This is a genomic window from Bradyrhizobium sp., assembly GCF_030646015.1.
Taxonomy (GTDB): Bacteria; Pseudomonadota; Alphaproteobacteria; order Rhizobiales; family Xanthobacteraceae; genus Bradyrhizobium.
Genome location: NZ_JAUSLT010000089.1, coordinates 35946 through 49886 on the forward strand (window position 1 = coordinate 35946; position 13941 = coordinate 49886).

General features: G+C 62.3%; 15 protein-coding genes. 6 read left to right on the plus strand and 9 right to left on the minus strand.

Annotation, left to right across the window (positions count from 1 at the left end; translation table 11 throughout):
- Positions 1-27: 27 nt before the first annotated feature.
- Positions 28-738, minus strand: coding sequence for a GTP cyclohydrolase I FolE (gene folE / locus Q7T45_RS14075; RefSeq protein WP_304871559.1), 711 nt, complete (start codon positions 736-738; stop codon positions 28-30).
- 254 nt (positions 739-992) lie between these two features.
- Between folE and Q7T45_RS14080 the strand changes: the two genes are divergently transcribed.
- Entirely contained in the window at positions 993-1442 is a 450-nt protein-coding gene (locus Q7T45_RS14080; RefSeq protein ID WP_304871560.1) for an iron-sulfur cluster assembly scaffold protein, read from the plus strand.
- 31 nt (positions 1443-1473) lie between these two features.
- On the opposite strand, the gene Q7T45_RS14085 is transcribed toward Q7T45_RS14080, so the two are convergent.
- Positions 1474-1878 carry a helix-turn-helix domain-containing protein gene (locus Q7T45_RS14085; RefSeq protein WP_304871561.1) on the minus strand — a complete coding sequence of 135 codons (405 nt, stop codon included), beginning with the start codon at positions 1876-1878 and terminating at the stop codon, positions 1474-1476.
- Positions 1879-2203: 325 nt separating this feature from the next.
- On the opposite strand from Q7T45_RS14085, the gene Q7T45_RS14090 reads away from it, so the two are divergent.
- Together Q7T45_RS14090 and Q7T45_RS14095 are read left to right on the plus strand one after the other, a co-directional pair.
- On the plus strand, positions 2204-2767 hold the full coding sequence (locus tag Q7T45_RS14090; protein ID WP_304871562.1) for a GNAT family N-acetyltransferase: 564 nt from the start codon (positions 2204-2206) through the stop codon (positions 2765-2767).
- Between the two features lie 86 nt (positions 2768-2853).
- Positions 2854-3027 (plus strand): hypothetical protein, encoded by a 174-nt coding sequence (locus Q7T45_RS14095; protein WP_304871563.1) that lies wholly within the window; start codon positions 2854-2856, stop codon positions 3025-3027.
- Here the strand turns inward: Q7T45_RS14095 and Q7T45_RS14100 are convergent.
- The 3 genes from Q7T45_RS14100 to Q7T45_RS14110 form a co-directional block, all read right to left on the minus strand.
- Complete coding sequence (locus Q7T45_RS14100; protein WP_304871564.1) at positions 2987-4018, minus strand: LysR family transcriptional regulator; 1032 nt, start codon at positions 4016-4018, stop codon at positions 2987-2989. The two genes, Q7T45_RS14095 and Q7T45_RS14100, sit on opposite strands and share 41 nt — an antisense overlap.
- A gap of 29 nt (positions 4019-4047) precedes the next feature.
- Complete coding sequence (locus Q7T45_RS14105) at positions 4048-5091, minus strand: LysR family transcriptional regulator (RefSeq protein WP_304871565.1); 1044 nt, start codon at positions 5089-5091, stop codon at positions 4048-4050.
- A gap of 223 nt (positions 5092-5314) precedes the next feature.
- Positions 5315-6235 (minus strand): hypothetical protein, encoded by a 921-nt coding sequence (locus Q7T45_RS14110; protein WP_304871566.1) that lies wholly within the window; start codon positions 6233-6235, stop codon positions 5315-5317.
- Between the two features lie 254 nt (positions 6236-6489).
- Between Q7T45_RS14110 and yidD the strand changes: the two genes are divergently transcribed.
- The gene (gene yidD / locus Q7T45_RS14115) at positions 6490-6822 is read left to right on the plus strand and encodes a membrane protein insertion efficiency factor YidD (protein ID WP_304871567.1); all 333 of its coding nucleotides are present in this window, start codon (positions 6490-6492) and stop codon (positions 6820-6822) included.
- Positions 6823-6834: 12 nt separating this feature from the next.
- Here yidD and Q7T45_RS14120 read toward each other — a convergent pair whose 3' ends face one another.
- Positions 6835-8055 (minus strand): hypothetical protein, encoded by a 1221-nt coding sequence (locus Q7T45_RS14120; protein WP_304871568.1) that lies wholly within the window; start codon positions 8053-8055, stop codon positions 6835-6837.
- A 2-nt stretch (positions 8056-8057) separates the two neighbouring features.
- A complete protein-coding gene (locus Q7T45_RS14125; RefSeq protein ID WP_304871633.1) occupies positions 8058-9425 on the minus strand; it encodes an APC family permease in 1368 nt (455 codons plus the stop codon).
- A gap of 308 nt (positions 9426-9733) precedes the next feature.
- On the opposite strand from Q7T45_RS14125, the gene Q7T45_RS14130 reads away from it, so the two are divergent.
- Complete coding sequence (locus Q7T45_RS14130) at positions 9734-11056, plus strand: alpha/beta hydrolase (protein ID WP_304871569.1); 1323 nt, start codon at positions 9734-9736, stop codon at positions 11054-11056.
- Positions 11057-11263: 207 nt separating this feature from the next.
- Complete coding sequence (locus Q7T45_RS14135) at positions 11264-11533, plus strand: hypothetical protein (RefSeq protein ID WP_304871570.1); 270 nt, start codon at positions 11264-11266, stop codon at positions 11531-11533.
- A 15-nt stretch (positions 11534-11548) separates the two neighbouring features.
- Here the strand turns inward: Q7T45_RS14135 and Q7T45_RS14140 are convergent, their stop codons facing one another.
- Positions 11549-11908, minus strand: a complete 360-nt coding sequence (locus tag Q7T45_RS14140; RefSeq protein WP_304871571.1) for a hypothetical protein — start codon at positions 11906-11908, stop codon at positions 11549-11551.
- A gap of 145 nt (positions 11909-12053) precedes the next feature.
- The gene (locus Q7T45_RS14145; RefSeq protein WP_304871572.1) at positions 12054-13922 is read right to left on the minus strand and encodes a caspase family protein; all 1869 of its coding nucleotides are present in this window, start codon (positions 13920-13922) and stop codon (positions 12054-12056) included.
- Between the last annotated feature and the right edge of the window lie 19 nt (positions 13923-13941).

Below are 13941 nucleotides of genomic sequence, written 5' to 3' on the forward strand. Positions count from 1 at the left end.
GCCGTCCTCGCGATGACTAAGCGAGGGTCAGCGCTGCGGCCCTCGCACCATGGACATGAAACGGGCCTGCTCCGCCGGATTGTCGCGGAACATGCCGGTAAAGCGGCTGGTGAACGTCATCGCGCCATGCTTGGCGACGCCGCGCACCGACATGCAGGTATGCTCCGCCTCGATCACCACTGCAACGCCGCGCGGCTTCAAAACTTCATCGATCGCAGCCGCGATCTGCGCGGTCAGATGCTCCTGGGTCTGCAGGCGGCGCGCGAAGATATCGGTCAGGCGCGCCAGCTTCGACAGTCCCACCACCCGCTCGACCGGCGTATAGGCGATATGCGCCCTGCCGTAGAACGGCATCATGTGATGCTCGCATTGCGAGGTGAATTCGATGTCGCGGATCAGCACGAAATCGTCATAGCCCGCGGTCTCGCCGAAGGTGCGGTCGAGCACCTCCGCCGGACACTGGTGATAGCCCTGATAGAGCTCGTCATAGGCTTCGACCACCCGGCGCGGGGTATCGATCAGGCCCTCGCGGCCGGTGTTTTCGCCGATATAGCCGAGCAGGGTTTTCACCGCCGCTTCGGCTTCGGCGCGCGACGGACGCGGCTGGTCGGCGCGAACGGCGGCGGCGAGAAATTCGGCGGGATCGAGTTCGGCCGGACGCACTTCGGGGCTCTTGACGTCTGAAGACTTGATATCAGAAGGCTTGCCGGGGCGGAGGGATTTGATCAAAGCGTCCATGTCAACTCCGTTCGACCGGTCATTACGACCGGAGTGTCACCGGGCAGACGGGGCGGTTGGCCGCCGGGCGCCTGAATCCCATTATATTAACACCACCGCCGCTGAATAGGCTTCCATTTCGGACACCGGGGATGCATCGGCCGGACTGTATTTCCGCCGTCCGTGACCATATATAGGACCCCAGCGTGCTGCCGCCAAGGGCGGTCAGGAGCGGTCAAGGACGGTCGCCGCGCGGGAAGCCGAGGCCTCGACCTATGCTGAACGACATCTACAACAAGCGGATCATCGAACTCGCGGGCAATATTCCCCGGATCGGCCGCCTTCCCGACCCCGACGCCAGCGCCACGGCCCATTCCAAGCTGTGCGGCTCCACCGTCAAGATCGACCTCAAAATGGACGGGCCTGTCGTCACCGACTTTGCCCATGAAGTGAAGGCCTGCGCGCTGGGCCAGGCCTCATCCTCGATCATGGCGCAGCACGTGGTCGGCTCTACCGCGGGCGAACTGCGCGAACTGCGCGAGACCGTGCGCAGGATGCTGAAGGAAAACGGCGGCCCCCCGCAAGGCAAGTGGGCCGATATCGCCCTGCTCGAGCCGGTGCGCGACTACAAGGCGCGGCACGCCTCGACCATGCTGACCTTCGATGCCGTGGTCGACGCCATCGGCCAGATCGAGGCCAGGGCGAAACAGCCGGCGTCGGCCTGAGCTGACAAAATTACAGGACGCCGCCGTTCCCCTATCTGGGCGTCTTCGGCGTCGCCTTTGCGATCGCATCGACCAGGTCGACGAGGGAATGGCGGATCTTGCCATGCGCGATGCCCCCGAACGCGGTCAACAGCTTGAGCGTGTTACGGTCAGGGATGAGCTTGACCGGAGCGGAACGCGTGCTCGCCCCGGTGGATGTGACGGCATTGGCGTCGAACAGGGCGCTGACCGGGATATCGAATATCTTGGCGATCTGAGGAAGCCGCCCGGCTCCGACCCGGTTCATGCCTTTCTCATATTTCTGGATCTGCTGGAACGAGACACCGAGCCGGCGGCCGAGGTCGCCTTGCGACATGCCCACGATCAGCCGATGAGCGCGTATGGATTCTCCGATTTGAATGTCCGCGGAATTCGGCCGCCGCCCTTTTTTCTTCATTTCTGAATGTTGCTACCTTCGGGAGATGATTAACGTAATGCAATTCTAGATATATTATCTCCCATTTCGTTCTGCTGTTTTGTAGATAGACCCGTGAAGCGGGTGATCTGGGTAATTTCCTGGCCGTGTGTGTTTCGTCGCGGATTCCCGGACAATTCCCGCAGTCGGACGGCTGGACGCGCAGCAGCCTTCGGGACAGCGACGCTAGGCCAGTTCAACGGTGGCGTAGAACGGCGGCACGTTTTGCCGTCTTCCGCAACGCCGGCCGGCGCGCTCTACTTCATACTACGTTAGATAGTGAGGAGCCGGGACTATGCAGAATAGCGTGCGGACCATCGCCCCCAATCACAATCAAATCCGCACGGAGGTCGTGACGACATACGAGCAGTTGATGCATGCCTATGCCATCCGCGCCATCTGCTTCATGGAGGAGCATGGCGTCAAAGCGCAGCAAACTTTCGACGGCAACGACTATCAAGCTACCCACATGATCGTCTACGCCGGCGACGAGCCGGTCGGAACCATGCGCATCCGATGGTTTAGGGATTTCGCCAAGATCGAGCGCATAGCCTTCCGCGAGGCCTATCGCAACACGCATGTCCTGAAAGCATTTGGGTGTTTCGTATTCGACCACATCGCCCGCAAGGGATACGACAAGATCATCGGCCACGCGCAACCAAAATACGCTCGGCTGTGGAGAATCATCCACGGCTTCAAGAACGCCGAAGGCAAGGCACCGGTCTACTTCGACGGTCATCCGGAGCCGTACATCGAGCTCGTCAAGGAGCTCACCCCTCCACACAATGCAATCTCGGCAAGTACGGACGCGACCGTCCTGTTCCGGACCGAAGGGTTCTGGGACAAGCCATCGCAGTTCGAGGCGGCATAGTTGGCCTCAGTATCGGCCGAGGATACGTTCCGCAGTCATAAAACCCACAAAAATACGAGCCCACCGTGGACTTCTCCCGGACCTACATGAAGCAGGTGGTCGCGATCCACCAGGCCATGTTCGAAAAGCTCCTGTTCGACGAGGATGCGGCCGTGAGCTTGGACCTAGCCGAATTGTTCCACGACGCCGCCAAGACCTACCTGCAAATTTCGGAACGGATCAGCGAGACCTGCCTGTCTCAGCAATCCCTTCAAGATTGAACATCTTCCGGAAGCCGGCATCGTACACGCTCGGCGGATTGCTCAACCTGAATTGGTCCGCGAACCACGGATTGTTGCTGCCGAAGACGTCGCTCAGCCAGTCGAAGACGAGGCGGACCGGGCGCGCACTGAGCCGGTCCGTAAGCGCGCTCAGGTAAAGAGGGACCGAAATCCTCAAGTCGATTTCCAGCGGTACGACGCATGGTTCCACGAGCGTGTAACTGCCGAGCATTCCAATTCCTTGCCCGGCCTTGACCAGCATGCCGTAGGCGAAGGAATTGTCGCAGTAATGCGCGATGCGGCCGCGCGCGACGGCCTGCTGCCAGCCATCCCACTGCGCGTAATATTCCGACTGCAGGAAGCTATGCTGTTCCAGATTGTTGCGCGTCGGCAAGCCATGCTTCTGGATGTAGTCCTTCGCGACGACAGGAATGAAATGAATGTGCCCGAGCTTTCGAAACCGGATGCCGGACGACACGGCCGGGCTGATGCCGATCATCATGTCCGTTTGGTTTTCCCGGAGGTGCATGAGATTGACCGAGTTCTTCAGATGCAGCTGGATTTTTGGATAATGCGCGGAAAATTGCTCAAGAGCCGGCGCGGCGAACAGCGCGTTCAGCCCGTCCGTGATGCTGACGCTAACGGTGCCTTCCGCCTCGGTGGTCTCTGCCTTCAGGTCGCGGGTGATGGAATAGAGCGTGTGATCCAGCCCTCGCAGGGCTTGCGCGAGCGCCTCTCCCTTTTGGGTCAGCTTCACCCCACGGGCGGTTGAGATGAAGAGCTGTGAGCCGACTACATCCTGCAGGCGCTTGACTTGACGGCTCACCCTCGGCTGGCTGGTGTTGGTGATCTCGGCGGCGCGGTTGAACGATCTGGTCTTGGCCACCGCGAGAAAGACGCGCAGTTCGCCCCAAAACTGTCCGCTCAGGAGATTCTCGTCGTCGAGCGGACTCCCGTTAAACGCTTGCTGTTCCTCGTCGAATGGATCCATGGCTTTCAGAAATTTCAAAACGTACTAAACTAAGGAGACGTATCCGCCCCACCATTCCCTGCAAGATTGAACATCTTCCTGAACCCAGCGTCGTAGACGCTCGGCGGATTGTTCAACTTGAACTCGTCGGCGAACCAGGGATTGTTGCTGCCGAAGACCTCGCTCAGCCAGTCGAATACGAGGCGGACCGGGCGGGAGTTCAACCGGTCGGTGAGCGCGATCAGGTAAATAGGAACTGGAATCCTCAAATCGAATTCCAGCGGCACGGCGTTCGGCTCTACTAGCGTGTAGCTGGGCAGCAATCCTATTCCCTGCCCCGCTTTGACCAGCATGCCATAGGCGAAGGAATTGTCGCAGTAATGCGCGATGCGTCCGCGCGCTACTACTTTATGCCAACCATCCCAGAGCCCGGTCCTGGCGAGGTAATATTCCGACTGCAGGAAGCGATGCTGTTCCAGATTGTCGCGCGTCGGCAGACCGTATTTCCGGATGTAGTCCTTTACGGCGACGGGGATGAAATGAAGCTGCCCAAGCTTTTGAAACCGGATGCCGGACGCCTCGGTCGGGCTGTAGCCGATCATCATATCGGTCTGGTTTTCCCGCAGGTTCAGGATGTTAATCGGGCTCTTCAGGTGCAACCGAATCTTGGGATATTGTATGGAAAATTGCTCGAGCGAGGGCGCGGCAAAAAATGCATTCAGCCCGTCCGTGATGCTGACGCTCACGGTGCCTTCCGCCTCGCTGGTCTCCGCCTTCAAGTCGCTGGTGATCGAAAAGAGCGTGTGATCCAGCCGGGACAGAGCCTTCGCAAGCGCCTCGCCGCTCCGGGTCAATGTGATCCCGCGCGCCGTCGAAATGAAGAGCTGCGAGCCGACCAGGTCCTGCAGGCGCTTCACTTGTCGGCTCACCCTCGGCTGGCTGGTGTTGGTGATCTCGGCGGCGCGATTGAACGACTTGGTCTTGGCCACGGCGAGAAAGACCCGCAGTTCGCCCCAGAACTGGCCGCTCAGAATATTCTCGTCGTCGAGCGGGCTTCCGTTGAATGCTTCCTGTTCTTCGTCGAATGCTTCCATGGATTTTACAGCCAGTAGAGGGGGCGACCACCTACAGCTTAACCGTGTTCCCGGGGCGGAGTCCACGACCGGGCGAACTCCACGAAAGGGGTATGAGCAATCCGCGAACTCGCAGCCGGTCGAAAGCCAGCGGCTGCTGGATCATGCTCGCTGGAGCGTGTTATCGGCCTCACCGGAATGAAGGCCGGGGGCGGACGCCGCTGCCCGGGCGGGCCCTCCGCCGCTACTGCGCCGGAGCCGCCACTGCGACGCCGCCGGTCGGCACGGTCGCTTCCGCCGTCTTGGTCGATTTGGACGGCGCGGCCTGCGTCTGCGGCTTTTCGGCGCTGACCGTTTCGCTCGCAAAACGATCCTGCACCGGCTTGACCGTCACCTCGGCCACCGGCGTTGCGCGCGTGTCCGGAAGCAGGACCTCGGCAACCGCATCGGTCGTGACCAGATTGGTCAGCTGCAATTCGTCCCGGGACAATTCGTGCAGTTCTTCCCACGGCGGCACGCTCAGCGCCAGCGACAGCAGATCGCCCGTTCCGCCCATGTCGAAGGTGTATTTGGCGAGACGGCCGATATCGCGCTCCACGATCATCAGGTCCTGCGCGGTGTAGCTGGCGGCCCTGGCGTCGTCGGCGCGGTCGCCCATCCAGATCTGATGCACCCTGATATGGGCGCTGTCAGGCACGTAACGCGTCTTGCCGGACAGCAGCAGGAACACGCACATCGACTCGCAATAGGCTTCCGGCATGACGCTGCCGCGCTCGCCCTGCCCGGTCCGGATCCGGACGCTGGTGCCGACGGTCGTCAGCGCCCCGAGTGCGCGCCAGCGCCGTCCGAGCGCGATGGAATCATTGACCGAGCCGCCGCTGGAATCGAGCACGATGGTGGCGCCGGCGAGCTGGCGGCCGCGTGCGAATTCGTCGAAGGCCTTCGGGCTGTCCGCGGTGACGATGCCGACCGCGCTGACCCAGCCGCGGCAATTCGGCTCACAGGCCACCCAGCTGAACTTCATCGGCTGTTTGCGTTCTTCGAGGCTGACGCCGGCATGTGCCAGGCCGCCATTCCCGGCCATGATGGCAGGCAATGCGATGCAAAGGGCGGCGGCGCAGACGAGCGCCCAGCCGCCTGTTCGGAGCGACCTCACGAGCCTCAATTTGGTTCCTTCCCCCAAAGCCCACTGTCGGACGGCGGTAACGGCCCCACTTCAACGCCAACGATTCCGTCACATCGGCGTTGTGAAAAAGTTAACCGCGCGTCACATAAGCGTCTATTAACATTTGCTGCATCGCCACGGATCAGGTGCGGTATTTTGCCCGGTGTGACTCAATTGCATATCCGTGGCTTTCCGGGTCCGGTTCCCTGCAAAGGAACCGTGCAAACAACAGCTCATCGATAAGCCAATCGCCCATGAAGCATTCAGTGGATTGTTCGGCCTGTGCGGGAACCCTGCAACGCCTGCCGCGCCAGTTCGGCCGGGCCCTGATCTGGATCTACCGGCACACCCTGTCGCCGCTGGTCGGCTACAACTGCCGCCATCTGCCGACCTGCTCGGCGTATGGCGACGAGGCGATCGAGCGTTTCGGGCTGTGGGCCGGCGGCTGGATGACGCTGGCGCGGCTGCTGCGCTGCCAGCCTTGGGGCACTTCCGGTATCGATAACGTGCCAGTGACGGCGCCGCCGGGCGCGCGCTGGTATCTGCCGTGGCGGTTCGCGCGCTGGCGCGGCGTCAACGCGCCCTAAGGGTGCGTCGCATTAGCGCGAGAACCATCGGAAACCGCGCTGCGGCTCGCCGACGTCCCGGGGGGGACGCGGCACCCGCCGGGCGCGCGGCGGCGGCGGCGGAGGTTCGGCCGATGGCGTGGCGTCGGCACTGCCCGAACCGTCCGAGGGCAGCTTGACCGACAGCAGCAGGTTGGATTCATGCGTGCGCCAGCGATAGCCGATGCCGAAATCGATCGGCTGGCTGCGCCTGAACAACTCGGCGTAGGCCGGCTGCTCCCGGCCGGGGAATTCCCCGATCGGGCCGAGATAGCGGCCGAACGGAAAAAACCGCCATTGCTTCCGATTATAATAGGCGAGCGGCACGCCGGAATCGTCCTGAATGATGGTGGCTGAGTTGGCGAGGATGAAGTCGCGAACGGTGGTGAAGTTGCCGGAATGCAGCAGATAGGACGCGCTCTTGAGCAGGCTGTTGCCGGGCGCCAGCGTGGCGCAGAATTTCAGAAAGCCCGTGACCCTGACGCCGCTGTTCGACAGATCGGTCGAGAAATAATACAGCGTCTTCTCCGCGCCATCGCTGCCGGCGAACAGGATGCGGACGCCGCGCGTGGCGTTCGGTCCTGGATTCTCGCTGGCGGAATACGCAGCTCCCTTGTCGTCGAGCGCGATCGGACTGACGTCGCGAATGGTCTTTCCCGACCGCGCCAGGAAGACATAGAGGATCGGCAAGGTGCCCGAGAGCTTGCCGGCCTGCAGATCGGTCTTCATCTGCTTGGTGATGAAGAAGCTGAAGCTCAGGATAGAGCCGAGCGACCGCTCGACACTGTGGAGCGCGGCTCCGACGCCGCCCGGCGCCAGTCGCGTGAGGTCAGGCACCGAGCCGACCGGCTCGAGCGCGCTCAGCACATAGGTCGAAGCCTTCGAATAGAACGCGTCCGCGTAGAGAAAGTCCGGACCGCTGAACATGTAGAACATGGTCGGCCGCGGCGCCGCCAGATTGGCCTCGGTCCAGCTGCGGATTTTCGCAAGTTGGCGCTGCTCGAGCTGCCCGAACGCGTTATCGAAGAATTTGGCGTGCCGCTGCCAGGAAGGCTCCCTGGTCAAGGCCGTCAGCGGTGAATCGGCTGAAGGCGCCATGCCCGCTAGGAAACGCGCGGTGTCATCGGCGGTCACGGTATCGGCGGCGCGCACCGGCAGCGCTGCCGCGAGGAACATGACGGCAGCGAGCGCCGCGATTTTCACGGGCTGCAGCATCACTATTCGCGGCTCGGGGACGCGGCGCCGCGACCGGCCCGCTTGCGGAAAACGGCGTAAATCACCAGGCCCGAAATCATGATCAAGACACCCAGGAACGACTGCACCGGCCGTTCCGTCAAAAGATAGTACATCATGAAGCCGGTCACGAGCAGGAAAACCACAGGGGTGACCGGGTATCCCCAGGCCCGGTAGGGCCGCGGCAAATCGGGCCGGGTGATGCGCAGCTTGATGACGCCGAGCACGGTGAAGAACGAGCAGAACAACAGGCTGAACTGGATGAAATCGAGCACGGCCTCGAAGCTGCGGGTGAACAGCATCAGGCTGGCGATCGCCAGTTGGAACAAAATCGCCCAGGCCGGCGCGCCCTGGGTCGATTTGCGCGCGAATATCCGCAACGACGGAATGTCCTCGCCCATGGTCATCATGACGCGCGGACCGATCCACATCATCGCGCTGATCGAGGATATCAGCCCGATGCAGATCATGGCGCCGACGATGCGGCCGCCGAACTCGCCGAAAATGTGGGTGCCGGAGATGCGGGCGACATCGAGTTGCCCTGCCAGTTCGCCTGATGGCGCGGTGTGCAGGAACACCGCGTTCAACGCGACATACAGCACGAGCACGATCAACGTCCCCGCCAGCATCGCGCGCGGCAGGTTCTGCTCGGGGTCGCGCATCTCGCCGATGATGTAGGTCGCGGCGTTCCAGCCCGAGAACGAATACATCACGAACACGAGGCCGATCGCGAACGGCGCGCTGGCGATATGGGCGAAATCGGAAACCGAGGGGGTGAACGTGACCGGTTGCGGCGTGCCGATGACAAATCCCGCCACCAGGAACGCGACGATCAGCACGACTTTCAGGATGGTCGCGATCAGCTGGAAGGTGCTGGAGTGTTTGACGCCGCCGAGTTGCACCAGCGACACCAGCCAGACCACGCCGACGGCAAGCGCCAGCGGCGGGGCGTCCGGCAGCACCGACTTGCCGTATTCACCGAACGCCATCGCGGCCAGCGCCACGGGAGCCGCGAACCCGATCGTCGCCGAGACCCAGCCCGCGACAAATCCGAAGGCCGGGTGGTAGGCCCGGCTCAGGAAATTGTATTCACCGCTCGAGCGCGGAAACATCGCGCCGAGCTCGCTGTAGGCGAACACCCCGCACAGCGCCACGACGCCACCGACCACCCACAGCAGCAGGATCGAAAAGCCCGACGGGATGTCCTTGACCTGAAAGCCGAGGCTGGTGAAGACCCCGACGCCGACCATGTCGGCCACCACGATGGCGGTCGCCACAAGGACCGAAACGCTTGAACCGCCAGCGGGCAGCCGGCCAGGCAATGCCGCGCTTCCCGTCTCTGATGCCGCCATGTCGGTCCACGCCCTTGGCCCAGCCGCCTTTGATCCGGTCATCGTGCAGGCTGCTCCCCGTCAATTCAAGCAGTGTTAACAATGATTTAAATCGGAGGTCGAATTTGGTATTTTAATACCTATATAGCCTTCACAACCCTTCCGCAGCCTGGGACATTGCGCAAAGAAGAGGGCCGCCCCACAATCGCGACACGATTTCGTGTTCTTTAGGGCTTCCGGGAGTGGGGAATTTTCCCCGGAAGCTTAACGTCACCTCAACGCGAGCTGGCATACGCCGAATACAGGCGGATATTGGGGCAAGTGGGTGGATGGTCGGGGCGGATCCGAAACAGCATGATCGCGCAAGTCAGGCGATTTCGCCTGATGCGTCGCAGTATCTGAAGGTCGCCGCTCCGCGTCACCGCGCCGGCTCGCATCGATGGCGCTGGATCGCCCTCCTCCTTGCCTTCGTGCCGCTGTCATTCGTGCTGGTTCAGTGCGGCAAGGCGCCGAGCGCCGGCATGCTCGCCGCCAATGCCCATACCCATACTCATGCCTCGGCGGCGGATACGTTCGAAGACCGGTTTCCGGCGCCGACGTTCCGGGATCGCTTCCCTGAGACCAGCGAGAGCCTGGCATCGCGGCAACCGCCCGCCGCACCGCGCGAACGCAGCGCAAAGGCCGAGCCCGCGCCCTATCGCGTGGCGTCGCTGGCGCCCACGGTGCCGTTTGAGCGTCCGGCCCGGGAAGAGCAGACCATGCTGGTCGGGCTGAAATCCTCGGCCTTTCCCTATCTCGGCAACAATCCGCGCACCGACGAACCGTTCCTGAACATTTCCAAGGGCGAGCGCCGCGGCCATCGCAGCTATGGCGGCCGGGTCTACTGGCAGGACGAAACCTACAACGACAACCGCGTGCTGATGCATGTGCCGGAGAAATTCGACGCCAAAAAACCTGGCGTCATCGTGGTGTTCTTCCACGGTAACGGCGCGACGCTGGAACGCGACGTGCGCGACCGCCAGCTGGTGCCGCAACAGATTTCGGATTCAGGCGTCAACGCCGTGCTGCTGGCGCCGCAGCTCGCGGTCGATGCCGCCGATTCCAGCGCCGGCAAGTTCTGGCAGCCCGGCGGGCTCAAGCGCTTCGTCGCGGAGTCGGCCGAGCACCTCGCCCGGTTGTATGGCGATCCCCGCACCGCCAGGACCTTCGCCAACATGCCCGTCATCATCGTCGGCTACAGCGGCGGCTTCATGCCGGCGGCCTGGAGCCTGGAGGTCGGCGGCCTCGGCAATCGCGTGCGCGGCGTGTTCCTGCTCGACGCGGTGTACGGCGAACTGGACAAATTCGCATCCTGGATCGTCAACAACCGGACCGGCTTCTTTGTCAGCGCCTATACCCGCTCCACAAGGCGGCACGAAAAGGAACTGATCGCGATGCTGAAGGAAAAAGACATCGCGATATCGGAGGATATGGACGGGCCGCTGCGACCCGGCAGCGTGGTCTTCCTCGAGACGCCCGAGGGCGTGACGCATCGCGATTACGTCACCCGCGCCTGGACCGACCATCCGGTCAAGGACGTGCTGGTCAAGATGGCGGCAACCCCCGCGCTGACGCGGGTGGCGGCAAGCACGCCATCATCCGCGGGGCGCTGACGCTCCCGCGTCACCTCGACCTGCTGCTGCTCAAAATGTGATGTTGATGGCCGCGTCATTTCCGGTGCACGGGATTGTCCGGCACGGGCCACCACCCTACGGTGCCGCCACAAAACAGGTGATTTGGCGTGTGATTTGTGGGGATACGAATTGCGTGAAGGCCTTTATAAAGTTGAATTTCATACCGTTCATGGCACAGGCAACGGCGTGCTTTACGCCACCGGCGGCAAACTGCGCGGCGGCAATTCCGGCTTTGCCTTCACTGGCAATTTCATCCGCCGCGGCGAGGAAATCCACGTCAAGATCTCGACCTTGCGGCACAATCCCGACCCCGGCTTCAAGCCGCTGTTCGGGACCGACATGATCACGCTCACGCTGAAGGGCACCGAGCACGGTGACATGGTCGACTTCGAAGGCAGCGCGCTGCAACTGCCCGGTGTCGCCTTCAAGGCGATCCTGACGTGGATCGGCGACTAAAACTACCGGTTCGAATTACTTCGGCGGCTTGGGAAGCTTCTCCGCGAAACTGTTGAAGCATTTCAGCCGGCCGTCTTCCTCCTTGAAGGCGGGGCAGTCGGTGACGGCCTTTGGGGCGGGCACCCTTGCCTTTGGCTTGGGCGGGAAGATGGCATCGTAGCAATTCAGCCGCTCTTTGGTTTCATCGTCGATTTCGAGACAGGCCTGCATCCTCACCGCAACCGATTGCGGCTTTGCCTTTGGCTCTTTCGGAGCTGCGGCCTCCTTCGGCTTGATCTGGACCAGCGGCTTGCCGCCGACTGTCGGCGGCGGCTTGTCTTGCGCAAGAGCAGCGGACGAACCAAGGATCAAAGCCAGCGCCAATACTTTTCTCATGTCACTTCACCCCTTAGCCCTGACGACATCGGTAACGCATACTTTGTCCAGACTGGTATCGGAAAAACAGCCGTTGGCAAAATATCCTTTGGCAAAATTCCCTGAAATTTTGCTTGGGATTGAGGCTTATTGGCGAACATCTCTCTCACTTGTTCACAAAGAAAAAGTCCTCCCGCCCGGGCAACGAGCCATAGGTGTACGGCTCCTGCCGCCCGGCCGTGGCCTCCATCACGTCGTCACGGACCAGGCGGAACAGCTTGTTGATCTCGACCCCCGGGGTTGCGATCCGCTGCACCACGGCGACCGCGAAGGGTGAATTTTCACCCTCGCCATCGAGCGCGGTCTGGCCGTGCTTGGCGGCATAGACCACCAGCGAGGCGCCCTGCACTTTCAGTTCGCCAAGGCCCTTGCCGAGCGACCTCGTTCTCGTGCTGCGGGTGCCATCGTTCGATGGGGTGGCCGCAACCGCAACCGGCGCCGGCGGCGCCGCTGCCGCAGCATTCGCAAACGGGTTGTCGCGGCAGGCGTCGAGCACGACGAGCTTCAGCTTCTTCGCCCCGTCGATCGCCGCCATCACCTGATCCAGCGGCATGGCTTCGAACAGCACGTCGCGGTCAGTGGCGAGCTTGGCATCCACCGGGATCAGATAATTGACGCCGTTCACCTCGATGCCATGCCCCGCATAATACACCACCGCCCAGTCAGCTTTGTCTGCTGCGGCGGCGAAGGTGCGCAGCGCCTCGATCATCTTGTCGCGCGACACGTCGACGGCCAGCGTCACGTCGTCAAAGCCTACGGCACGCAGGGCTGCCGACATTTTCTGCGCGTCGCGGCGCGGATTGTCGAGAGCGGCAACCGATTTGTAGGCGGAGTTGCCGATGATCAGCGCCGCGCGGCGGCCCTGCCTGGCGGCGGTCGCCTTTGCCACCGCGGGCGCCACCACGGGGGCGGCGACCGCAAGCGTCGGCACCGAGGTCGTGGTCGATGCCCTGATGGGCAAGGGAACGATCTTCGGCTGTGGCGCACCGGAGTTAAGGGCTGCCAGCCGCGCTTCCGCGGTTTCGCGGGCTGATTTGGAAATATCGCCGCGGCCGGAATTTTCGCTGACCGACAGCGCGGTGCGGAATTCGGATTTGGCGCGCTCGAAATCGCCCAGGCGTTCGAACGTCAGGCCGAGGCCGGTAAATGCCGGCGCGAAATCCGGTTCGAAACGAAGCGCCTGGTTGAAATTCGAGAGCGCGCTGTCGTAGTTTCCCATGTAGCGCAAGGTCTCGCCGCGCAGCGTCAGGCCAAGCGCGACGCCGGGACCGCCGGCATAGAGCTCGATGGCGCGATTCTGATCCTGCAGCGCCCGCTCCAGATTGCCGGTGAGCCGCCAGGCGTCGCCGCGATTGGCGTAATATTTGGGATTTTTCGGAGCGAGCTTGATCGCGACGCTGAAATCGGCCGATGCCTTCTCGTACTCGCCCATCGCTTTCCAGATCAGGGCCCGGTTGTTGTAGGCCGATGCCCGGTAAGGATCATTGTTGATCAGCGTTATCGATCGATTGATGTCGGCGATAGCCGCTCCGTAATCGCCCTTGTCACGATACATATTGGCGCGCTGGTTATAGACCGAGGGATCGCGCGGCAGGATCGCGGCGGCCTCGTTCAGCACGGCGATGCCGCGGTCGAAATCGCCCTTGCAGTTCTGCCAGTAATAAGAGATCCACAAATGCACGTCGTTGTAGGCTGGACTCTTCTTCGACGGCGAGACGTCCCTGGCCCGGTTCAAATCCTCGATCGCGCGGTCACATTTATTCTGGTTCAACAGGGCTTGCGCGCGATAGGACAGCGCTAGCGTAAGCTGCGCGGCGGACCGGCTGCTGTCGATCAGGAGGGTGCAGGCCGCGACCCGGTCGTCCAGTTCGTTGACACTTTTCAGTGGGCCGTTGGTGCAACCGGTGGCGCGCTCCTTGGCTGCGACCCGATCCGCCCCCGCCAGTGTAACGCCGCCAAAGGTAAGAATTGCCAACGCGGCACACACCGCAATC